The organism is Acidovorax sp. NCPPB 3576 (assembly GCF_028473605.1).
GTDB lineage: Bacteria > Pseudomonadota > Gammaproteobacteria > Burkholderiales > Burkholderiaceae_C > Paracidovorax.
In genome coordinates, this window is sequence record NZ_CP097267.1 from 3,452,465 (window position 1) to 3,475,478 (window position 23,014).

Below are 23,014 nucleotides of genomic sequence, written 5' to 3' on the forward strand. Positions count from 1 at the left end.
CTTGCGTGCGAAGGCCGTCCATGAGTGTCGTCCAACTTCCCCTCGCCCGGGCCATCGACATCCCCGTCCTGCGCACGCTGCCCCTGCGCATGGCGCGCTCGCTGGTGACGCAGTATTGGCGCCGCGCCCACATGCTCACCGTGCCGGCGCATCGGCTGCAGGCCCTGGCGGTCTTCGATGAAGGCATCGTCCAGAGCCTGGCCTCCCTCAAGCTGCACCTGGCGCAAGCCCCGGCGATGGAGGCGGATTTTCATGCAGAAATCGCCGCCTCTGGGCACGAATTGCAGCAGGAAGGCCCCGCCGTTTTCGCCCACGCGTGCATCGAAGTCCTCAAGCTGCAATTGGGTCGGCCTGGCGATGTGGCGCCCGCCCTCTGGAACGACCACCTGCAGACCCACCCATCCGCCGTATTCAACGCGCTGCGCTTTTGCTTCGATGACGCCGTGGGCGCCTACCTCGCTCCGCGCGCCGAACAAGCAGTGGCGCAAAACCACCCATCGTTGGTGCGGCTGCTCATGCGCCTAGCCATCGCGCGGCCCGGCGTCTGTGACGCCTACGCACAGGCCCTGAATGCCATGGCGGAACCGATGCCAGGCGGGATGCCTGCCCTGTGCCAGTGGCGTTGCCTGGGCCAGGGCGACGAAGCCAAGGCACTGCAAGCGCTGGAGACATCGAGCGACGCAGACGCCGCCCTTGTGGCACTGGCCCTCATGGGCAGCTCCCAGCAGATCACCAGCGCCAAGGCCCTGCTGGCACGCGCGCCCGACTCCAGCATCGCCCTGGGGCTGTGCGCGGCAGGCGCAGGCCACGACCTCGCCGTTGCCTTGCGGGCGGGGCGCTTTCCCGCGATGGCCTGGAGCCAGCAAATCTATGCCGCCGCCCTGGTGGGCGACGGCCCCCTGCTGCGGCACCTGGCGGCCCACACGCCGTGGGACGATGAATTGGCATGCCGGGCATTGGCCGACAGCGTGGCGTTGCTGACCGGCGTCCCCTGCGACGGTCTGTTCGACCGCACGCGCCCTGCCGGTGAGCGCGCCCAATGGGCGGACAGCACCCTGGAGGCCCTGCCTGCCACAGGCCCCGCGCTGCGGCTCGGCCTACCACGCCAGACGGTCGTTCTGGGGGACGCCGCTACCCGAGTGGGGACACCGTTGCGGCAACTGCTGTACATCGAACAGGCATCGCGCATGAGCGGCGCGCTCTGGATCGAGGCCGACGACCTCGCCAGCGTGCAGGCGCTCGCGCTCACCACCGCGTCCGTCTTCGAGCGGGCCGTCATCACCGGGACCGCGCCATGACCCCCTTGACCATCGCGGCCACGGGGGCGTGCACGCCCATCGGCACGCGCGCCTGGCAGACCGGCAGCGCCGTGGCCAGCCGCTTTGCGGCCTTCACCCGCCAGCCCATCACGGGCCACATCGATCATCAGGCCACGGTGTCGCGCGTTGCAGCCATCGAGCCCGAATGCACCGGCATTGATCGGCTGATTCGGCTGGCTGCACCGGCCCTGCACGAGGCGCTGCAAGATCCCACCACCGCAACCACCGCAGTGTGGCCGTTGGTCCGGCCCATCCCGGTCTTCATCGCGCTGCCCGAGCCACTGCCCGAACTGCGCGGCGCCATCGATGCCCAGCGGTTCGCGCTGGAGTTGCCGCGTGCGCTCGACGTGGCCCCCGAATTCCTGCCGTTGATGCTGTACACGGGCGGGGCGGTGGCCGGGGCGGATGCGCTGGCTGCGGCCTACCGCTTCCTGCACGAACACCCGGCAGTGCCCGAGGTCATCTTCGGCGGCGTGGACAGCCTGATCGACCCGGCCGTCGTGGACTGCCTCTATGAGCGGCGCTGGCTCAAGGTCAACGGCCACACCGAGGGCTTCATCGCCTCGGAAGGGGCCGCCTTCGTGCGGCTGGCGCGCAAGCCCTGTGCGGCGAACTACGTCACCGTGTTTCCGCCGGGCTTCGGGCAGGAAGCCGCGCCGCGCGTGGGCAGCGAAGCCATCCTGAGCGGCGCGGGCCTCATCGACGCTGCCATCCAGGCCCTGAAGGCCGCGACCCTGCCGGCCGAGGCACTGCATTCGTACTGGAGCGACATGGACGGCAGCCCTTGGCGCGGTAGCGAACTCACCAACCTGAGTGCGGCCCTCGCCGCGCAACATGGCCATCCTGCGATGCAGGAACCCGCCGCCTTCCTGGGCGAGATGGGCGCCGCCTGGGCGCCGCTGCTTCTGTGCCTGCTGCATGAAATGCGCCAGGGCTTGCACCACCCGCACAGGCCCGTGGCACTGAGCGGCCACGCCGGCCTGCAAAGCGTGACCGGCCTGTCCACGCGAACGGCCGCCTGGGTCGCCACCTGGAACCACACCCACAAACCGATGCCGTCTCCATCCACCCGCAACCGCGAAGCTGCCTGACCCATGGCCACGTACGTCAACGACCGCAGGGCGATCCACGAGGGGCGCAGCCCGGCCATGATTCCGGGGCCGATCAACCCGGTGTTCCCCAAGCCCAACGGACCGCCGGTGCCGATCCTGAACATGGCGCACGGGCCGGGCCTCAAGAACGGCACGGCCACGCTCAAGATCGACGGCCATCCAGTCTCGGTCGCCGGCAGCCGGTTCGAATCCATTCCCGCCACACCCGACCGGCTGGGCGGCATTGCGGGCGTGCGCTCCCAGGTGGTGGGGGGCGCGGCCGAACCCACCAGCTACAGCAGCGACACCAAGTTCGAAGGCCGGGGCAGCGTCCGCTCATTCGACACCACCAAAAGCAACGCCAAAGTCATTGAGCCTGGCTGGTTCGAATGGGCGGCCATGAAGGCCCTGCCCGGGCCCTACGATCAACTGGCCGTCAAGGTCCTCGACAAACTTCCTGGCGCGTTGGGGGACGAGCTCATTGCGGTGGGCGATAGCCTCACCGATCCGTGGGCGTTGGTGAAGCCTGCTCTCAAGCTGGTGGGCAAAGCGATTCCCGGCCTGAACGTCCTCGTCGGCGGTGCGGCCACCGCAGAGGCCGCCGCGCAAATGGCGGAGCTCGCAGCGCAGGTCCAGGAAATGCTGACGCCGCCGATGACCGACGAGAAGCTCGATCAGATCGCCCAAGTCATCGCCGATAAAGTGGCAGAAATCGTGGTCGGCTTCGTCATCGGCAAGATTGCCAAGCGCGCCAAGGCCAAGCCGGACTCGGTCGGGAGCCGCGGGGACAACCAGGTCAATCCCAACACACAGGCCAAGATCATTGACGGGGTGAACGCTCCTACGCCGGGCATTTCGAAATGCGAGACGGGCAGTTGCAGGCCTGTCCTCTTCGCCACCGGCGTCAAGATTTTGGCGGAAACCGACTTTGCCTTGCCCGGCCTGCTGCCACTGGAGTGGCAGCGCTTTTACCGCTCGGCCGACCGGCGCCCCGGCTGGCTGGGCTGGGGGTGGAGCACGCCCTTGAGTATCGAGCTGGCCCTGGTCCACAGCCATGTGCACTACTACGATGCCCGGGGCCGCAGGGTGCAGTTGCCGCCGCTCTCGCCCGGGCAGAGCCACTTCGACGAGCGAGAAAAGATCACGCTGCAGCGCCACGAAGACGGGCGCTACAGCGTCGAGGCCACCGATGGCCTGCGGCACGAGTTCGCCAAGCCCGTGCCCGGCCAGTGGCGCCTGCCCTTGGCGCGGGTGCGCGACCGCCACGGCAATGCCATCACGCTGCATTACCCCGCCTATGACGAAACCGGCGTGGACGGCATCGCGCCGCGCCCCACCGGCCTCACCGACAGCGCCGGCCGCGAGTTGCACTTCGGCTGGACCGAGGCTGGCCTGCTGGCCGAGGTGCGCCTCGCGCCCCGCACCCTGGATGGCGTGCAGCACCAGGGCGGGGTGCTGGTGCGTTATGCCTACGACAGCGCGGGCAACCTGGAAGGCGACCAGCACGCCAACCTCGCCCGCGCCACCGATGCGCAGGGCGGCACCACCGCCTACCGCTACGAGAACCACCTCATGGTGGCCTACATCACCAAGAACGGCTTCACCCACCACCAGCAATGGAGCCGGCTGGATGCGGGTGGGCGCGTGGTGCGCACCTGGACCGACACCCCCGGCCTGCTGGACACCCGTTTCGAATACGACCTGGGGATGCGCACCACCCATGTCACCGATGCCCTGGGCCGGCGCACCAGCTACCACTACAACGCGCACAACGAAGTCGTTGCCGTCACGGAAGCCGGACCGGACGGCCAATCTGTACGCACAGAAACGCAGATGGACCGCGCCGGCAACCCCGAGGCCAGCACCGACGCCCTGGGCCGCAGCACCCGCTGGCAATGGGACGCCCGTGGCAACCTGACCGCCGTCACCGACGCGGCCGGCGCCACCACGCGGCTGCGCTACAACGCGCAGAATTTGCCGACCGAGATCACCGACGCCCTGGGCCATGTGTGGCGCAACGACTACGACGCGCGCGGCGACCTGCGCGAGCACACCGACGCCCTGGGCCACGCCACCCGCTACCAATACGACCCGCGCGGCCTGCCCGTTGCCATCGAGGACGCCCACGGCAAGACCCGGCATCTGCAATGGGATGCGGCCGGCCAACTGGTGGCCTACACCGACTGCTCGGGCCGCACCACCCGCTACCAGTACGACATCCTGGGCAACCTGGCCGCCAGCATCGATGCCCTGGGCCAGACCACGCGCTACCAGCACGACGCGCTGGGCCAGTTGCGCATCGTCACCGAAGCCGACGGGGCCGAGCACCGCTACGACCACGACGCGCAAGGCAACCTGACCGCCTACACCGACCCCAAAGGCGCCATCACCCGCTATGCGTACAACGGTCTGGACCAGCCCGTGGAGCGCCAGGACCCGCAGGGCCAGAGCCTGCACTACCGCTACGACGCGGTGGGGCGGCTCGTGGCGCTGCAAAACGAGAACGGCGCCTGGTACCAGTTCCACTACGACGCGGCTGACAACCTGGTGCAGGAGATCGGCTTCGATGGCCGAATCCAGCGCTACCGGTACAACGCGGCGGGCGAGCTGACCGAGTTGCACGAACGCGATGCCGCGCAGCCGCCGGACACGCCGTACGACATGGCGCCCGATGCGCCATTGCCCAAGCGCACGCACTTCCAGCGCGACCGGCTGGGCCGGCTGCTGGCCAAGGTCCACAGCAATGGAGAGGCGGCCAGCTACGCCTACGACCTGCTGGGCCGCATGGTCGGCTGCGCCAACGGGCAGGCGCAGGTGCGATTCGGCTACGACCCACTGTCGCAACTGGTCGAGGAAACGCAGGTCCATCTGTCCGAAGGGAGCGGGCCGGACAACGGCGCCTCAGCCGCGGCCACCTTCACCTTACGGCATGCCTACGACGCGCTGGGCAACCGAATCGAGAGCGTGCTGCCCAGCGGCAAGCAAGTGCAATGGCTGTACTACGGCTCCGGGCATCTGCACCAGATCCTGGTGGATGGCCACACCGTCAGCGACATCGAGCGAGACGCGCTGCACCAGGAGATATCGCGCACGCAAGGGGCGCTGACCAGCCGCTACGGCCTGGACCCGATGGGCCGGCTGGTGGCGCACAAGGTCAGCCGGGAGGCGGCACTGCAACACCAACCCGGCGCTGCCACCGCACAAGCCCTATGGGACAAAGGAACCAGCAAGGCTCCGGGCCTGTCCGATCTGCTGGCCCGCCTTCCCTCAGGCCAGCGCATCGCGCGGCACTACCAGTACGACCGGGGCGGCAACCTCACGGCCACGCAGGACAGCCTGCGGGGGGCCAGCGAATACCGCTACGACGCGCTGGGCCGCATCCTGTCGGCGCACAAAGGCACGCGGAGCACGGCGCAAGGTACGCAGCAGGGAGAAGACCGCGAGCAATTCACGTTCGATCCGGCCGGCAACCTGCTCAACCCCAACCGGGGCGGCGAGCAAAGCGCAGGCGGCGTGAGCCACGAGCGGGAAAAAGTGCCCACCAACCGACTCACCGTGTACCAGGACCTGCGGTTCACGTACGACCTGCATGGCAACGTCGTGCAGCGGCTGGTGGGCTGGCACACGGTGCAAAACTTCCGCTACAGCGCGGAGCACCAGATCGTGGAGGCCACCGTCACGCGCTACCGGGAGCGGCCGATGCCCAAAGCCGTGCAGGCAGGGCAGGTGCAGGCCGAACCAGCATCGACCGTGCAGACCACCCGCTACCGCTACGACGCGCTGGGGCGACGCATCGACAAGACCGACGCCTTCGGCAAGACCCGGTTCGTCTATGACGGCGACCTGCTCGCGGGAGAAATACGGGGCAGCAAAGTCAGCGAATACCTGTACGAGCCGGACAGCTTCGTGCCGCTGGCCAAACTGGAGTCGGAGGCGAAACGGGCTCCAGCGCAAGAGGTATTAGGGCATATTGCTATCGAAGATATAGCAAACGCGGAGGTCAAGACCAAGGACTTCGCCGTCTACTACTACCAGTGCGACCAGATCGGCGCGCCGCAGGAGTTGACGGACGAGGCGGGGCGGATCGTGTGGGCGGCCAGCTACAAGGTGTGGGGGCAGACACAGGCGCTGGAGTATTTGAAGACCGGCACGGACGATGAGGTGGCGGTGTTCACGGCCAGTGATCGCCCGCTGGCGTTGGCGGTTCAGGGCCAGACGCAAACCCTTAATCTGGTGGAGCAGCCGCTGAGGTTCCAGGGGCAGTACTTCGATGGGGAAACCGGGCTGCATTACAACCGCTTCCGGTACTACGATCCGGTGACCGGGCGGTTTGTGCATCAAGACCCGATTGGGTTGGAAGGCGGTGAATTAGTTTACCTATATTCACCCAACCCATTATATTTCTCTGATCCTCTTGGACTTATTAGAGTCACAGGAAAAACCTCCTCTGGGAAAAATCGAGTTTCTGGTGCTTGGCGTGAAAAACATGGGCCGTCTGTAAATCGAAGGCATCATTTAATACCTCAAGAAATGTTGAAGAACAAATGCTTCGTTAACAGACTGAAGGCTGCTGGTGTAAAAAATCCAAAAGATTTCATAGACCGCCAAATTGCAGACATTCCCAATGCAACGCACTCCGATGCACATAGTAATGGATGGAATAATGACTTTAAATCCTGGTTTTGCCAAAATCCCAACTTTTCCCAGTCAGATCTCCAATCTCAAATTAAGAAAATGATGAAAGACTACAATATCCCTAAAAGCTCTAGAAGCGCAGGAGGAAGATATGGTGGATAAAAATCATCTGGAGTATTTTAAAAAACTAATGGAGGGACATAGCGGGATATCATTTTCCGCTTACCTCAGAAAACATGAAGATTCTCTTCGCGAGCAATTGCCAAGGGCCCAATTTCTCCGTTTGAAATTTAATTCTGTCGATGAAATTCAGAAGATTTTGAACGCTGCTGAAATAAGTTATCAACCTAGCCAATCCGCGATTAATACTGAAAAATACCTAATGAATTTCCATCCTGATGTTCTGGATGAAAATGGAAAGATAAAAAAGTCTCATAAAGACGAAATGTTTGATGGAGCTATTAGGCTTTTTGATGAGGATAAATTAGCTGCGGAACGAGCCCTTCACAAGTTCATCGGATATCCAAAAAATATAAACACAAAAAAATCAATTTCTCGAATGGAAGATGTAGAGGGCTTGGCAGAGGTGGAGTTTGAATATGGATCAAAAGAGTTAGGTTTATTTTTGTTGAAAACTCTAGCATCTATTGAGCGGCAATTCTCGGATGCTGACGAAATTGTTATCAGAGCAAAACAAAGTCTGCTCGCTTATACAGGAAATAGCAAATAGAGGGCCCCTCATAAAACCACCTAAAGCTGTCAATTGAGAATTAGACAGGAATCAGGCAAAAATAACAAATTGCAACAATTCTTCGGAATCTTTGACACTCTCCAAAAACTCACCCCCTTAAAATTTCATTGGGATTTTCTCAATAAAATTAGGGAGGTGATATGGAGAGAATGAATCAAAGGCCCCATGCCATTTCGCGCCGCGTTGCGCTGGCGCTTTGTCTTGCAAATACCGGATTACCCTTCGCAGCCACCGCGAAGGAAGAATTTCCAAACAAGCCGGTTCGTTTGATTTCCCCGTTTCCGGCCGGTGGCTCCACCGATATTCTGGCGCGCCTGCTTTCCAAGCACATGTTTCCCGCCAGCGGGCAGGCCCTGGTCGTCGAGAATGTGCCCGGCGCTGGCGGTAATGTGGGAGCAGCCCTGGTCGCCCGATCACCCGCCGATGGCTACACCCTCGAAATCGGTGCCATGTCCACGCATGCGATGAACGGCAGCATCTACAAGAACCTGTCGTTCGATCCCATGAACGATTTCGACACGGTGGCCTTGCTGGCCTATGCGATCAATGCAGTGGCCATCTCGGCCAGCGTGCCGGTGCGCACCTTCCCGGAACTGCTGGCCTACATCCGCGCCAATCCGGGCAAGGTCAACTATTCGACCGGGGGCATTGGCACCCACAACCACCTCACCGTCGCGCTGCTGGCGAAGACCGCCGGTCTGGACATCGTTCATGTGCCTTACAAAGGCGGTGGCCCTGCCGTGGCGGCATTGGTTCAGGACGAATGCCAGTTGTATGCAGGCGGGGCCTCGCTGCTGCTGCCCCACGCCCAGGCGGGCAAGGTGCGACTCGTAGCCGTGACCGAGAAGTCCCGTTCGGAATTGCTGCCGGACCTCCCCAGCGTTTCGGAAACGCTCAAGGGGTTCGAGGTGACCAACTGGTATGGCGCGTTCGCACCGCGCGGGCTGGAGGCCAGCCGCCGCGCCCTGCTCAACCAGGAGATCAATCGCGTCATCGCGCTGCCAGAAGTGGCCGAGCGGCTCAAGGGACTGGGCATGGTGCATGCCTCCCTGTCGCCGCTGCAAGTGCGCGACGTGCTGCAGGCCGATCACGACCACTGGTCACGCACGATCCAGTCGCTGCGGATCGCCAGCGAGTGACGTGCCGCGTTCATGCGGTGGGCATGGGTCACGTCACGATCCTGTCCCGCTCAGCGTTATGAACAGAGCGCCCGTTCCAGGAAACGCATGGGGAGCAGCGCGTGTAGCTCCTGCAATTTTTTATCCATGACGCAAGCTGCCTACCCAAAGATTTACGCCCTCACGCCACGGTTTTATAAAGGGGTCCTGGTGCGCTGGTCAGTCATGCTGGTGCGGCAGGGCCAGCGCTATCAACGCGAGTTCGCGGTCACAGATCACGGCGGCGTAGAAGACGCCAGGGCCGCAGCACTTGTGTACCGAGACGAATTGCTGCGGACCATCCGCCCGTTGAGCCTGCGGGAGTTCAGCGCCATCGTCCGCAAGAACAACACCTCCGGGGTGCCAGGCGTCTCTCGGAATGTTGATCCGGGAGGGGTTCGCTGGTCGGCCACGGTGTATCTGGCCAACGGCAAATCACAGCGCCGATCCTTTGCAGTGAAGAAATTCGGCGAGGAGCGCGCCAGGGAACTGGCAATCGAGGCACGGCACCAGATGCTCCAAACCTTGGAAGGGTGGATGGTTCGCCACCCTGACGGTGAACCCCAAGGCCAGGCACTCCCCGACATGGATCGCTCTGCCATTCCTCGTCTTCGCAAGGACCGGGGTGAGCGATCGCCGACACGGCTGTCGCTGGAGCGCCGCGTGTACCGCTATCGGTGGACCCGGACGATGCGCCGCGGCGGGTTGTGGACCGGCGAATACTGGGTCGCGGAGTATTCGACGTCCGACGGCAAGGTTCGGCGCAAGTGCTTTTCCGTGGGACGCCATGGCGAGGAAGAAGCCAGGCGGCTTGCCCTGGAGCAACGCCGGGAATGGGTGCTGAACCCGCCCCCGCCACAGAACCGGACCCGATAGCGCAAGGCTCGCCAATCGGGAGACCAGCCAGTTCGCTTTGTTGGTCCCTGATGGCAGGACCGTGTGTTTGACTGGTCTCCTGGGCGCGATCTCCGCGCCGGGAAGATCGGAACACACCATGCCGCACCCCCGCCTTGCTCGCTATCGGCGCCCTGCCCTCGCCCTTCTGGCCGGGACGCTGCTCGCATCCTTGACGCTCTACATCGGGCTTCACCGTGGCGGCTCAGACGAGCGCCGGGTTGCGGAAGACGCGAACAGTGCCGCACCGCTGGGCGCCAGCGTCGGCCCCTGGGTGCATGGGCCCATGCAGGCGCGGTTCGCGCTCACCCTTTATGCGGACCTCGAATGCCCGTTTTGCAAGACCTACTATCCGGCGCTGAAGGACTGGATCGACCGGCATCCCGACACCCGCCTTCAATGGCACCATCTTCCTTTGCCGACACACGAACCGGCGACATCGAACCTGGCCGCGCTGGCGGAATGCGTGGGACAGGCCCACGGCCACAGCGGCTATTGGGATGCCGTGGCCTGGATCTACCGCAACACCCGTGGCGGCGGCCAGGGTCTGGAGGACGGCCTGCGCTATCCCGGCACCACGCCTGACGTTCAGGATTGCATTGACAGCGGCCGGGGCCGCGCCGCCGTTCAGGCGCAAGCGGCCGCAGGGCCGCGCGAGGGCGTGGTCGCCACCCCGACCGTGCGGGTGACCGACACCCTCAGCGGGCAGTCTTTGCTGCTGCAGGGACAGGTCGAGGGCGACGCGCTGCTGTCGGCCCTGGATTTGATGGGCAGCGGCAATCCGGTTGCCTCTGGCTCCCGATTGTTGGCTGACCCCGCCGCCGATTCGGAGTGAACTGCACGGTGCCATCCGAGGCATCCGTTGTGCGGGAGATCACCATGCCCAGTGTTTTTGTTCGGCCAAGTTCAAACCTGCGGGGAGGTCCGTTGCTCACGGCGGCCATCGCTCTGGCCAGCGCGTTCGCATCGACCTTCGTCCAGGCCGCAGAGGTGAAGGTCTTCACGCTGCAGTCGATCCCTTTGATCGGCGTTTCCACGGAGGTGGCCGTTGTCCACCTCGATGCGGCCAGCCAGATCGAATCCCGCATCGGCGCCCAACTGCCGGCCGATCCAGAACACGCGCAGGCCATTGCGCGGGAACGCCTGGACCGAGGTGGTGCGGGGTTGCAGCGGGAACTGGCAGCGGCGTACCAGGGCGTGGCCGATGCCTGGAGCCTGGGGATCACCACCCTGCCCGCCGTGGTCGTGGACCGGCGCTACGTCGTCTATGGCGAGCCCGATGTGGCGAAGGCGTCCGCCCGCATCGCGGCCTACCGAAAGGCCCACCCATGAAACACCGACCTCCGTGGCGCGCCGGGATCGCTGCCGCCCTCCTGGGCATGGCTTCGACCGCCTTGGCACTGGACACCGCCACCATCGCCTCGTCCGCCCTGTCGCCGGATTGCCTGGAGTACCGGGTGGTGGGCATCTGCTACTGGCTGCGCTGCTCGAAGTCGGGCTGCTCGGTGCGCACCTCGGTGAAGGTCCGTCACTACGTGCCGGATGCCGTCGTGTCGAGCTATGCCAACACGGGCGAGAACCCGTGGGTCGAGGTGCGTGCGATGGGCATGCCCAATCCCACCGCAGTCGCGGGCGGCGACGGCACGACCAACCAGAGCAACGAGAACAATCTCTCCAGATTCAAGAACGCCGATGTGATCGGCCATCCGGGCGGATCGCTGTTCGGCCGCTTTGCCAGCACCTCCGGTGTTAGCTGCGAGGGCGCGGGCACGGCCTTCATGCCCTATCTGATAAGCACGCTCGATACCGTGGCCTGGCGCTACAACGTGCCCGAAGCGGTCTATCCCGAAGCACTGATCCCCGGCATGCGGGAGATCGGCGCTCGCACCACCCTCAATCTATGGGGTTCGGTCTATCCGCGGGGCGGCTTCCTTCACCAGACGGATGACCACAAGAGCGGTGCCGTGGTGGCCCAGCGGGCCGGCGATGTCGTCACGCGGCGCGGACAGCCGCATGTCTATCAGCCGATGCTCTCCAAACCGCGCGCCGGCTACTGGCCTGCCGGTGAGCTCATCGAAGGGAATGCCTCCACGGGCAAGTGGCAGGAACTGACCCCTGTCCTGTCGCCCACCTGTGCGGTGTTCCCTCACTCGAATACCCGGGTGCAGGCCCCGCGTGGCGACTACGCCTGGGCGCTGTGGCGCCCCTACAGCTGCTGCCAGCGGCGGGGCCAGGTGTTCCTGGGCAGCGTGGATTTCAACGGTGGAGGCTTGCGGCAATGACGGTTTCTCATTCGACGCGCACGTTCGCCCTGGTCACGGCGATGGCGGTGGCATCTCTCCATGTCGGCGCGGCGGCCCAGAGCGCCGATAAGACTGGCGAGAAGGCTGGCGAGTACGGCCTGCAGCGCCAGGGCAGCGTGATCGGGGACGATGTGCTCTACAGCATCGGCGGGGGGCGCGCCGTGTCCATGACCAGTGCTGCCCAGATGCGCTCGATCGGTGTGGGGGTCGGCTGGAACAGCAATCTCATTTGCGGCGACATGAACATCGCGACCACGATCCAGAACCAGCTCAATGGGGTCACCAACGGGTTCCAGACCATCATGTCGTCGGTGATCCAGAACGCCAGCAGCGCGGTGGCGTCGCTGCCGGCGCTGATCATCCAGCGTGCCGATCCGGGCCTGTACAACCTCCTGACCAACGGGGTGCTGCAGGCGCGGCTGGATTTCGACCGCTCGAAGGCGACGTGCCGCGGGATCGCGAACCGGATGGCGGACATGGCGGGCGGCCAGTTGGGCTGGGGCCAGCTGGCCGAAGGCATGGCCCTCAAGAAGGCCGTGGCCAGCACCGATGCGGTTTCGGCCATCGACGAGGCGGAACGCCATCGGGGCAAGGACGGCGTGCCCTGGGTGGGCGGGCGCAATGCCGGTGGTGCCGGCCAGGCACCCATCCGGGTGGTCGCGGACGTGACGCGCGCGGGCTACAACCTGGTGAACGGGCGCGGGGTCGAGGACACCTCGCCCATCGATGCCGCCGGGTGTGGCAACCGGCTGGCCTGCGAGACCTGGTCGTCCCCGCAAGCGGCGGTCGAATGGGCCACCCGGGTGCTGGGCGAGCAGGAACAGCGCACTTGCGACAGCTGCACCAAGACCCAGACCGTGCCCGGCGTCGGCCTGACGCCCCTCATTCAGGAGGAATACGACACCAAGCTGCAGGTGCTGCAGGAATTGATTGCCGGTCGCCAGCCGACGAGCTTCGAGAACCTGCAAGCCGCGAGCAGCGGCTCGCTGCCCGTGACGCGGGGGGTGATCGAGGCGCTGCGCGACGAACCGGACCAGGACGTTCTGGCCCGGCGACTGGCCTCCGAAGTGGCCTTGGCGAGCGTGCTGGAGAAGGCGTTGCTGCTCCAGCGCACGTTGCTGACCGGGCGGATGGAGCCCAACGTGGCCGCCAACGAACTGGCCCAGCAGGCGGTAGGCCAGGACAGCGACCTTTTGGACCGCGAGATCCGCAATCTCAAGACGGAACTGGAGTTGCGCCGCGAACTCGCCAACAACGCGCCCATGGCCATCATCCAGCGGCACAGCACGCGTGCAGCGGGATCGCGCGGCATCTATCAGGGCGACCCGACGCGCAACCGGCTCGATCAGCTGCAACAGCCACCCCCGCGTGGGGGCACGCCATGATGCCCGCCTGGCTGCGACTGCGCTGGCTGCCGGGTCGGCGGGCCGCAGTGGCGCTGCTGTGGGCGGCGGCAGTGATCGCGGTCGCCGTCGTCGCCAATCTGGTGGGCATCCGGATGCTCGGCAGCATCGTCCAATGGGATCGCTGGCTCAAGGAGCAGGCAGTGTGGTTTTTCGCATGGCGGCTGGCGCTGTATGCGGTGACCGGCTGGGGATGGGTGTGGATGCGCAGGCGTCTGTGCGCACGCGAGCCGGACGGAAACGCGCACCAGCGGTTCCTGCGTGCCGAAATCGCCGCCGCCATGGCGCTGGTGGCACTGGAATGCAGCCTGCTGCTGCAGGCACGCTAACACCGGAGGGATCGGCCAATGACGCTCTACACGACGGACTATCTGGAGTATTACCTGACGCTGGTGGGCTGGCTGGTCCACAACGGAATCTGGAACGTGCTGGTCGCCAGCGGCGTGTTCGCGATCCCGTTCCTGACCATCGTGATCCAGGAGTGGCTCAAGGCACGCTCCGAAGGGGCCGACGAGGGCAACAAGGGGGTGTTGAGCGCCCTGCGGATCGAGAACCGGGTGTTCGTGGCGATCGTGGTGGTGCTGTTCGGTGGCATCCCGTTCATCGATGTGGATCTGTCCACGATCCGCTTCGACGCGTCGCGCTCCACCCAGTGCCAGACGACGGTGCCCACGCCCGCGCAGACGGGCTGGAGCCAGTCGTTCACGACGCTGAACGACCAGTCGGCGAAGGTGCCGGTGTGGTGGTTCTTCCTGCATTCGATGAGCAAGGCGGTGACGGGCGCGGCGGTGGCGGCGATTCCCTGCGGCACGGATTTGCGGCAGATGCGGATGGAAGTGGATGCCACGCGCATCGATGATCCGGTGTTGGCCCAGGAGGTGGCGGATTTCTCGAAGGACTGCTACGGACCGGCGCGGGCGCGGTTGTTCATGCAGCGGCCCGATCTGGACGAGGCGCAGGGCAACGAGGTGACGTGGATCGGTTCGCGGTTCTTCGTGGACACGGCGGGGTATTACGACCGCTACCGTTCCCGCACGCCGCGCGAGGGATGGCCCTATGAGGCCGAGCGGGATGCGGGCCTGGCCGAAGTCGCCAGCGGCGGGGGCTACCCGACGTGCCGCCAGTGGTGGTCGGATAGTGAGACGGGTCTGCGCGCGCGGCTCCTGGCCCAGGTGAGCCCGACGCTGCTCACGCGACTGGCCAACTATGCGGGGTTCGTGTCGCGCAGCGAGCTGGACGATTCGGTGATCCGGGCGATTGCGGCACCGCGCCAGCAGAAGCTGAACCAGGGGGAGGTGTACACGGACTATGGCGGGCAGATCGACAAGACGTTCTTCAACGATCTGGCGCGCGGGGCGGGCCACGTGGGACTGGCCCTGGGCGCGCCGGGCTTCTTCCCGGCGATGGATGTGCTGCGTCAGGCCCTGCCCATGGTGTTGTCGCTGCTCAAGATGGCGCTGGTGATCTGCCTCCCGATGGTGCTGGTGATCGGCACCTACGACCTCAAGGTGCTGATGACGAGCAGTTGCGTGTTCTTCGCGCTGTACTTCGTGGATTTCTGGTTCCAGCTGGCACGGTGGATCGACAGCACGATCCTGGATGCGCTCTATGGCTGGGGCTGGGGGTGGAACCGCCCGATGACGAACTTCAATCTCGCGATGGGGCTGGACAATGCGTTCGGCGACATGCTGCTGAACTTCGTGATGGCGACGATGTTCGTCGTGCTGCCGGGGGTTTGGGTGGCAGCATTAGGTTGGGCTGGCGTCAGGGCTGGAAACTTTGTTCAGATGATGACGATGGCGACCGATGGAGCCAAAGGCGCGGGAGCGAAAGCGGCAGGAGCTATCTCTTTGAAGTAACCGGAGAGGCGATTAATTCTCTTCATAGGGATCGCCGATGTCGATGCGAATGCCTCCCCTGTACAAACCGAAACCGTCAACGCCCGTGCGCCACTCGGTTCTTTCATCACTATCGAAACCACCCACACTTGCGGTCCAAGCGAACGCAACGAGGCATCCAAGTAGCAAAGCGAGCCAGAAGGATAGGTAGGCGATGCCGCCAACCGTCAGTAACCTCAGCATCCAAACCACCGCCCTGGTGCCACCGGCTGGAATGCCATGTTCAACCAACCATATTGCTGCCCCGTGCTCTTTGCGGGCATAGCTGCGCCAGGCATGAGACGCACCTCTGCCCAGCCGGTAGGTCCATCCAAAAGTGTGTGACTGCGTGGTCATGGTCATCCTCCTTCGCCGTCCGAACCGTCAGCCTCCCCACGGATTGATCACCTGGATGCCACAGTCCAGGAAGTCCTTGACGTTGCGTGTCGCCAAACTGGCTCCCCGCGATTTTGTGATTGCCGCGATCATGGCGTCAAACTGGCTGATAGGCCTTCCTGCCGCCTTGCGTGATGCGGAGATTTCCGCATAGGCATCAGCGGCATCGTCGTCGAAGCCGAGGATCTGACCAGCCATGTCCGTGACGAAAATTCCTTTGACGGCCTCCAACAAAGCCGTCTTTCGTTGCCCATCCGGCAATACATGCACACCATAGAGTAGTTCTGCACGCGATATGGTGGTCGTGAAGAGTGCAGAGCGGCGCTGCCGGTCGAGCCAGGCCATAGGCACATCTTCCGGAGCCGCTCGCAGAGTCTCCGACAGGACGTTGGTATCGAGAACGATCATGCGCCGAACTCTGGCGGCACGCGGATGGCTTCACGTGCTGGCAATTCTATTTCCACACCTCCGAGACCCTCCACACGTGCCCTGATGGCCTGCACCAGCGAGGGCGCGCGTTCCGGCTCCTTGGACAGAGCGGCACGCAGGATGTCCCGGGCTTCTTCCTCCATGGAGCGGCCATGGATGGCGGCCTGGATACGGAGCCGTCCCTTGAGCTGCTCATCAATGTTCCGAATGGTCATCGTTGTCATCATTGCATCACCTCATTAGTCAATGACTGCAATTTAGTCGTTGATTGAAATGAACGCAACCGGCTGACGTGTTCGAGACCAGTTCGTGGGTTGACTGCACGCCGCTTTCTTCAAAGATTTGCACGGGACGACGCGATATACCAAAAGGATGAGGGCAAAAGGCAAGGGAATGGGGCCGAAGGGGAATGGCCCTACCTGCAAAAGGAAAAAGGCCCATCCGCTACCAACTCCAGGGATCGCATGTTCGCGCTGTTCCAACGAAAACGCCCTCCGCCACCCGCACAGGCCCCGCACCAGGACGCTGCGCCAAAAGGAAAAGGGCTGACCCGCCCCGAGCCCGCCGCGTCGCTGCTCGCCACCCCGCGCCGGCAAAAGCTGCTGGAACACATCTGGCAGCGCACTTCACTCTCACGAAAGCAGTTCACCACGCTGTACCAGGGCCCCCTGGAGCGCTATGCAGAACTGGTCCAGCAGTTCCCCGCGTCGGAAAGCCATCACCACGCTTACCCCGGCGGCATGCTCGATCATGGCCTGGAGATCGTCGCCTACGCGCTCAAGCTGCGGCAGTCGCACCTGATGCCAGCGGGTGCGACACCCGAGGACCAGGCAGCACAGGCCGAAGCCTGGACGGCCGCCACCGCCTACGCGGCCCTGCTGCATGACATCGGCAAGATCGCCGTCGATCTGGACGTCGAGCATGCGGACGGCAGCGCCTGGCATCCCTGGCATGGTCCGTTGCGCAAACCCTACCGCTTCCGGTATCGCAAGGACCGGGAATACCGACTGCACACCGCCGCGGCGGGCCTGCTCTATCGCCAGCTGCTGGACCGCGAAATCCTTGACTGGCTCAGCGGATACCCGACCCTCTGGGCCGCGCTGCTGTATGTGCTGGCAGGCCAGTACGAGCATGCCGGCGTGCTGGGGGAAATCGTGACGCAAGCCGATCGCGCTTCGGTCGCCCAGGAACTGGGCGGCGATCCCGGCAAGGCGATGGCCGCACCCAAACACGCCCTGCAGCGCAAGCTACTGGACGGCCTGCGTTACCTGCTCAAGGAAGAACTCCGGCTGAACCAGCCGCAGGCTTCGGACGGGTGGCTGACGCAGGAGGCGTTATGGCTCGTCAGCAAAACCGTGTCGGACAAGCTGCGCGCGCACTTGCTGTCACAGGGCATCGATGGCATTCCGGCCAACAACACCGCCGTCTTCAACGTCCTCCAGGACCACGGCATGCTGCAGCCCACCCCGGATGGCAAAGCCATCTGGAAAGCGACGGTGACCAGCGACGCGGGGTGGTCTCATGCCTTCACGCTCCTGCGGCTTGCGCCGGCGCTGATCTGGGAGGGTCACGAACGACCTGCGCCGTTCGCGGGCTCGGTAGAGGTGGTGCTGGACGAACCGGCAGCGTGCCAGGAAACGCCAACCACAGAACCGGAAAACTCGCACACAGTTCCCGGCTCCGGCCCATCGCCGTCAGTCGCTGCAGCGTCATCCCTGACGAAAGTCCCGCCTGTGCTGCCAACCCCAGGCGACGGCGTGGATGCGCTGCTGGCCTTGATGGAAACCCCGACAGTCGAACCCGTTGCAACCGAGGCGGCGAAAGCACTGTCGCAACCGACCCCAAGGAACCCGCCCACGGACAGCAGCCCCGAGCCGTCACGCAGCACAGGAACAGCCGTACAGGCACCATCGGGCGAGGACTTCATGGGCTGGCTGCGTCGGCACATCGAGCGACGCACGCTCATCATCAATGATGCCAAGGCCTTGGTGCACACGGTCGCTGGGACCGCTTACCTTGTCAGCCCGGGCGTTTTCCAGCGCTATGCGCAGGAGCACCCGCACGTCGCAGTCCTGGCCAAGCAGGACCAGGTGGCCGATTGGCTGTGGGTGCAAAAACGCTTCGAGAAACTGCAGCTCCATCGCAAGCAGGACAGCGGCCTGAACATCTGGACTTGCGAAGTCACGGGGCCACGCAAGTCCCGGCGCTTGCATGGCTACCTGCTGACGGACCCGAAGCGGTTATTCGAGGACGTGCCGCCCGACAACCCCTATCTGTCCAATCCCGTGAGCGAAGCGGCGCCGGATGGCAGCGCCCGGAAGGAATTGGCGGGAAAGTCCGTCACCTAAGCCGACCATTGCGCGTTGGGCGCTTTCTCCTTCAAAGTGAAGCACACGGCCATGACGGCTTCATGGAAGTTTTGCGGTGTCACGGCCTGAACGGGGGCCAGCCCATCCAACAGGTCGTGCGGCTGTGAAAGCACCCGGTAAATCTCCCAGGGGTCGGCATCACCGGCATGCTTGAGAACCGCCTGGATGAGCCTGTGTTTGAGTGGGTCGAAATGCCAGTCGGGAACCCGCTGGCCCAGGTTCCCCATGCTCAACGCGAGGATCTTCTTGTTGCTGATTTCGTAGCTGATCCAGCGGCGGGACTTGCCCGCCATTTTGGCGAACTCCGCAGCGGACAGGACATTCGGCGCATTGAAGATGTCCACCATCTCGTTGCGCTGGCGCTGGGCGTCGGACAACACGGACTGCTCCCTCGGGCCCGCGATGGCCGACAAGCGGCGCACCGTGTCCGGCACCGTTGGCGCAGTCTGAGGCGTACTGCTCACCAGCCGTACCGGCGTTGGTGCGATCACCCCGCGCGCATCGTGGTGCGAGTGTTCATGCAGAACTTCCGGGACGCCCTCCAGATGCAGGGTCAGGCGCATGCTGCCCGCTTCGACCTGATGCTGCTCGAACAGATCGAGCCGGTCCGCCCAGTCCTGCATCATGTGCCGACGTTGCTCCACATATTCCGCATGGTTGTAGGCGGCGCTCACCTGATCCGGGTCGGTGTGGGAAAGCTGGGCATCGATCCAGACCTTCGGGTAACCGATTTCGTGCAGTGCGGTGGACATGGTTCCCCGGATACCGTGGCCGGTCAGTTGATCGGTGTAGCCCATGCGCTTGAGTGCGGCATTCAGCGTGTTTTCGCTGATGCGTTTTTTCAGGTCGCTGTAGTGGCAGAACAGGTACTTTTGCGCGGGCTTGAACTTCGCCAGCATGTGCCGGACGATCTCCATGGCTTGCACGGACAACGGCACGATGTAAGGGGGAATGTCGGCGGGACGCTTGCCCTCCTTGCGCATCTCCAACTGCAATTGCTTCACGACCTCGGGCGGGATGATCCACAGGCCCTGATCGAGGTGAAACTGGTCCGGGGTCGCCAAGCGCAATTCCCCCGTCCGCACCCCGGTCAGCATCAGCAATCGTAGTCCGAGCTGGGTTTGCAGTTTGCCGTGGTATCTGCGCAAACGCTGCAGCATCGCGGGCAACTCGGCCATGCGCAGGAACGGGTTATGGCGAACCGGAGGCTGCGGCATGGCCACGACATCCAGATCGAACGCCGGGTTCTGTTGCAGTCCGGGCACGACGATCAGGGCGTAGCGAAACAACTGGCGCAGCCATGTGCGCACTTTCTCGGCGACGCTCAGGGCCTTGCGCCGCTCGATCTTGGCAACGACCTCCAAAAGGTCAGGCCGCTGGATTTCGTAGATGGGCGTTTTTCCGAGGGTGGGCAAAACATCGTTGTCGAAAACCCGTTTGATCTGCGAGAGCGTCGTTTGACGGCCTTCCTTGAGGCTCAGAGAACGGTGGATGACCCACTTGTCGAAGACAGCCTTGAAGGTGTTCTCGTCCGCCAGGCGCACGGCCTGCCGCTTTTGCTTTCGATCCGAGCGGGGATTGATCCCCTTGGCCAGCAGAGCACGGGCTCCGTCGCGCAATGCACGGGCTTCTCGCAGCCCCACTTCCGGGTAGGTTCCGAGCGACATGCGTTTTTGCTTGCCGACCCAGTAGTAACGGTAGTGCCATGCCTTGCCCCCGGTCGGAGAGACTGCGAGGCAAAGCCCGTCGATATCGCTGAGTGTGTAGGGTTTGCCGTTCGGCTTTGCGTTGCGGACGGCCATATCCGAGAGTGCCATGCTATCTCCTGAGCTTCGCGTCAGGGCTACATGCTTGTCTCTTTGGCCTCGCTCCTCCAGCAACAATCCGGTCTGCGCCGCGTCCGTATTGATGGACTTAAAAATGGACTTAAAAGTCCTGGATGCAGGCGGAATTCAATGGACGTCACTGGAATGAAAAAAGGGGCAAAAGCCCCTGTTTTCAACGACTTACAGACGTCAGTGGAAGTCTGTAGATCATAAATTGGAGCGGGAAAAGAGTCTCGAACTCTCGACCTCAACCTTGGCAAGGTTGCGCTCTACCAACTGAGCTATTCCCGCATTCTGCCTGATTGATTTCCACCAACCTAGCAAGACTCAAATTATAGCACTGCTTTTATCCACTCAATCTAGAACAAACGAATGTTCTTGTCATGGGCATCAAAATCGCTTCAGCGATCAGTGCTGGAGGCGCGGGCCGGAGTCGAACCGACCTACACGGATTTGCAATCCGGTGCATAACCGCTTTGCTACCGCGCCAAACCTGCTTCCCTTGGAAAAAAGGGGAAGCTGTGCTTCCCCTTTTTTGGAAATTGGAGCGGGTAACAAGCTACCCGCTTTTTTCCTAAGCCGTTGATTCAACACGGGTTCTGGGAACACCTCGCTGTTGAACGGACTGCATTGTGTACTACCTGCCGGATGTTGGCAAGGCTTTTCGTCCCATGGGATTCCATCGACCGCCACGCCGGTCTTCTGCGGTCCGGTTTTCCGATGGCCTTGCGCGAGAACGGTTGGCCTCACCATCGCCACCGACGAGTTTGCGCTCCGCGGACACTGCGCCAGTCCTTCCATGGCACGCCACCGAGGGCTGCACCATCGATTGGTCCGGTGGCCTTGGGCGACTGTGGGTCTCGGTCGCGCCTCGCGCGCTGCATCTGCGGATGCCGACCATTGCCCCGATTGCGACAAACCGGGTTTGTCGCAGTCCGCATTGTTCGCTGCCCCGGCGCTTCTTGTCGTCCTTCATGGCGGCGTCCGGCGAATCGCCGATGCCATCAGGAGAACCGACATGACGAACCAAGAGCCTTCCAAGGCCGTCACCATCGCCAGCGGCGACGTATCCACCCAGCTGCCATTGCTCCCAGTCCCGCTCGCCCTGCTGCGCGACCGGCGCGTGATGCCGCTGGAGCGCAATGCCTGGATGATCCTGCACGCTGGTGCCGATCCGAGCGGCTGCGTCAGCGGCGTTACCTATGCCGAACTGCAACAGTTCCTGTCCTGCGTCCCCGACCGCGAACTGGCCTCGCGTGAGACCGTCTCGCGCTGCCTCACCATCCTGCGGCTGACACGCTGGATTCACATCGATGCACACATCCGCAATCCGTTGACCGGGCGGGTCCGGGTGAACCACTATGTCGTCCATACCCGGCCACTGTCGTTCGCGGAAGTGCTCGGGCGTGACCTGACGTGGATCGGCCTTTTGGACCACGCGCTGGACCATCCGACGATCACGGTGCGCCAGATTGCGGAGCAGGCGTTGCGCGATCTGGCGGGACACCCCGAAGACCTCGCCCGGCTCCCGCAGCACCTGATCGCCCATGCCGGGGCACTGCGGCAGCAGGACGATGGCCGCGAGAATGGCGGCGATGATGATGATGATGACGATCCGCAAGGCGGTTGCGGTGATTGCGCAGGCGATGACAGTGAACTTGCCGTCTTGGACCGGCTACCCGGACAGGGGCACCCCCGCGACAACCCGCAAAGCCGGTCGCACGGGCGGCTCCCGCACACGCTCGCGCGTACGGTACGTAAAAATATAAATAAAAATAATACTTACGTACCGTGCCCGAGCGGCGTCCCGAACCGGGCCGATGGAGGCGGTCTCGATCTGCCGGCTTCCTTCGGCGCGCTCGCCGCAGACCAGCAGCGCGACGTACTGCGCCAGTTGCGGCGGGTGGCCCCCGACCGGCAACAGGAGGTGTTGGACGAATGGTCCGCACGCTGCCTGCTCGGCAAGGTGCTGCGGCCGGTGGGCTACCTGTTTGCGCTGATCGGCAGGGCGATCAAGGGTGAATTCCGTCTCTTTGCGGCAAAGCCGCGGGCCAGTGCCGCATGCGCGGACAAGCCGGCCTGCGCATCTGCTGCGCCAATCGGAACGGCGGCACGTCCCGATGCGGCCCCGCCTCGCCCCATGCCTGTCGTCCCCGCCTCTGTCCCGGTTCCAAACCGCAGGCAAGCCCCCCAGGTCACGCCGGCCGTGCGCGAGGCGGCGCGGGCATGGCGCGCGAAGATTCGCGCCAATCTCGGGCTGCCCGACACGGGCCTGCCGCAGCAGCTCGCATGCGCACCGATTCCGGCCATGGGATGGTCCGATGCATAGCGCTCCAGGCTCGCGCTGCCGCAGCCGGGTCGTCACTGCCCACCGCAGTGACGACCCGGCCCCCTGCCGCAACAATACGGTCTGGCGCAGCATCGCATTGCCTGCGGCCTGCATGACGATGGCCCGGCATATTGGCGCAGCGGTGACCTTCCGGCGGGTTTCCAACACCGGAGCAACGGGTGCAATGTCCCATGCACCGCTCACGTTGCAACTGCCCCGCCGTACCCATTCGGCG

18 protein-coding genes and 2 tRNA genes are annotated in these 23,014 nt (G+C 63.9%); 14 read left to right on the forward strand and 6 right to left on the reverse strand.

Annotated elements, in window-relative coordinates:
• The first annotated feature begins 20 nt into the window (after positions 1-20).
• The 12 genes from M5C98_RS15930 to M5C98_RS15985 all read left to right on the forward strand — a co-directional run bounded on the left by M5C98_RS15930 (position 21) and on the right by M5C98_RS15985 (position 15,412).
• Entirely contained in the window at positions 21-1,298 is a 1,278-nt protein-coding gene (locus M5C98_RS15930; protein WP_272548418.1) for a hypothetical protein, read from the forward strand.
• Complete coding sequence (locus M5C98_RS15935) at positions 1,295-2,410, forward strand: 3-oxoacyl-ACP synthase (protein ID WP_272548419.1); 1,116 nt, start codon at positions 1,295-1,297, stop codon at positions 2,408-2,410. The genes M5C98_RS15930 and M5C98_RS15935 overlap by 4 nt, the downstream gene beginning before the upstream one ends.
• A gap of 3 nt (positions 2,411-2,413) precedes the next feature.
• Positions 2,414-7,207, forward strand: a complete 4,794-nt coding sequence (locus M5C98_RS15940) for a DUF6531 domain-containing protein (protein ID WP_272548420.1) — start codon at positions 2,414-2,416, stop codon at positions 7,205-7,207.
• Complete coding sequence (locus tag M5C98_RS15945) at positions 7,197-7,775, forward strand: hypothetical protein (RefSeq protein WP_272548421.1); 579 nt, start codon at positions 7,197-7,199, stop codon at positions 7,773-7,775. Before M5C98_RS15940 ends, M5C98_RS15945 begins: the two co-directional genes overlap by 11 nt.
• Before the next feature lie 287 nt (positions 7,776-8,062).
• Positions 8,063-8,935, forward strand: coding sequence for a Bug family tripartite tricarboxylate transporter substrate binding protein (locus tag M5C98_RS15950; protein ID WP_272548422.1), 873 nt, complete (start codon positions 8,063-8,065; stop codon positions 8,933-8,935).
• A gap of 126 nt (positions 8,936-9,061) precedes the next feature.
• Positions 9,062-9,829: an AP2/ERF family transcription factor gene (locus M5C98_RS15955; RefSeq protein ID WP_272548423.1), complete on the forward strand. Its 768-nt coding sequence runs from the start codon at positions 9,062-9,064 to the stop codon at positions 9,827-9,829.
• Positions 9,830-9,947: 118 nt separating this feature from the next.
• Complete coding sequence (locus tag M5C98_RS15960; RefSeq protein WP_272548425.1) at positions 9,948-10,682, forward strand: DsbA family protein; 735 nt, start codon at positions 9,948-9,950, stop codon at positions 10,680-10,682.
• Positions 10,683-10,726: 44 nt separating this feature from the next.
• Complete coding sequence (locus M5C98_RS15965; RefSeq protein WP_272548426.1) at positions 10,727-11,179, forward strand: TIGR03757 family integrating conjugative element protein; 453 nt, start codon at positions 10,727-10,729, stop codon at positions 11,177-11,179.
• A complete protein-coding gene (locus M5C98_RS15970) occupies positions 11,176-12,129 on the forward strand; it encodes a TIGR03756 family integrating conjugative element protein (protein ID WP_272548427.1) in 954 nt (317 codons plus the stop codon). Before M5C98_RS15965 ends, M5C98_RS15970 begins: the two co-directional genes overlap by 4 nt.
• Positions 12,126-13,535 carry an integrating conjugative element protein gene (locus M5C98_RS15975; RefSeq protein WP_272548428.1) on the forward strand — a complete coding sequence of 470 codons (1,410 nt, stop codon included), beginning with the start codon at positions 12,126-12,128 and terminating at the stop codon, positions 13,533-13,535. The genes M5C98_RS15970 and M5C98_RS15975 overlap by 4 nt, the downstream gene beginning before the upstream one ends.
• Positions 13,532-13,882 (forward strand): hypothetical protein, encoded by a 351-nt coding sequence (locus M5C98_RS15980; RefSeq protein ID WP_272548429.1) that lies wholly within the window; start codon positions 13,532-13,534, stop codon positions 13,880-13,882. The genes M5C98_RS15975 and M5C98_RS15980 overlap by 4 nt, the downstream gene beginning before the upstream one ends.
• 18 nt (positions 13,883-13,900) lie before the next feature.
• The gene (locus M5C98_RS15985) at positions 13,901-15,412 is read left to right on the forward strand and encodes a conjugal transfer protein TraG N-terminal domain-containing protein (protein ID WP_272548430.1); all 1,512 of its coding nucleotides are present in this window, start codon (positions 13,901-13,903) and stop codon (positions 15,410-15,412) included.
• A gap of 12 nt (positions 15,413-15,424) precedes the next feature.
• On the opposite strand, the gene M5C98_RS15990 is transcribed toward M5C98_RS15985, so the two are convergent.
• The 3 genes from M5C98_RS15990 to M5C98_RS16000 are packed head-to-tail and all read right to left on the reverse strand — an operon-like array spanning position 15,425 to position 16,479.
• The gene (locus tag M5C98_RS15990) at positions 15,425-15,787 is read right to left on the reverse strand and encodes a DUF3742 family protein (protein WP_272548431.1); all 363 of its coding nucleotides are present in this window, start codon (positions 15,785-15,787) and stop codon (positions 15,425-15,427) included.
• A gap of 27 nt (positions 15,788-15,814) precedes the next feature.
• Positions 15,815-16,234 carry a type II toxin-antitoxin system VapC family toxin gene (locus M5C98_RS15995; protein ID WP_272548432.1) on the reverse strand — a complete coding sequence of 140 codons (420 nt, stop codon included), beginning with the start codon at positions 16,232-16,234 and terminating at the stop codon, positions 15,815-15,817.
• Entirely contained in the window at positions 16,231-16,479 is a 249-nt protein-coding gene (locus M5C98_RS16000) for a FitA-like ribbon-helix-helix domain-containing protein (RefSeq protein ID WP_272548433.1), read from the reverse strand. The genes M5C98_RS15995 and M5C98_RS16000 overlap by 4 nt, the downstream gene beginning before the upstream one ends.
• Before the next feature lie 240 nt (positions 16,480-16,719).
• Here M5C98_RS16000 and mobH point away from each other — a divergent pair, with 240 nt between their 5' ends.
• Positions 16,720-18,603, forward strand: a complete 1,884-nt coding sequence (gene mobH / locus M5C98_RS16005; protein WP_272548434.1) for a MobH family relaxase — start codon at positions 16,720-16,722, stop codon at positions 18,601-18,603.
• Here mobH and M5C98_RS16010 read toward each other — a convergent pair.
• The 3 genes from M5C98_RS16010 to M5C98_RS16020 form a co-directional block, all read right to left on the reverse strand.
• Positions 18,600-20,441 (reverse strand): tyrosine-type recombinase/integrase, encoded by a 1,842-nt coding sequence (locus M5C98_RS16010; RefSeq protein WP_272548435.1) that lies wholly within the window; start codon positions 20,439-20,441, stop codon positions 18,600-18,602. The two genes, mobH and M5C98_RS16010, sit on opposite strands and share 4 nt — an antisense overlap.
• Before the next feature lie 224 nt (positions 20,442-20,665).
• Positions 20,666-20,741: transfer RNA gene (locus M5C98_RS16015), tRNA-Gly, on the reverse strand.
• A 124-nt stretch (positions 20,742-20,865) separates the two neighbouring features.
• Positions 20,866-20,939 (reverse strand) — tRNA-Cys (locus M5C98_RS16020).
• Between the two features lie 529 nt (positions 20,940-21,468).
• Between M5C98_RS16020 and M5C98_RS16025 the strand changes: the two genes are divergently transcribed.
• Positions 21,469-22,779, forward strand: a complete 1,311-nt coding sequence (locus M5C98_RS16025) for an STY4528 family pathogenicity island replication protein (protein WP_272548436.1) — start codon at positions 21,469-21,471, stop codon at positions 22,777-22,779.
• Positions 22,780-23,014 lie beyond the last annotated feature (235 nt).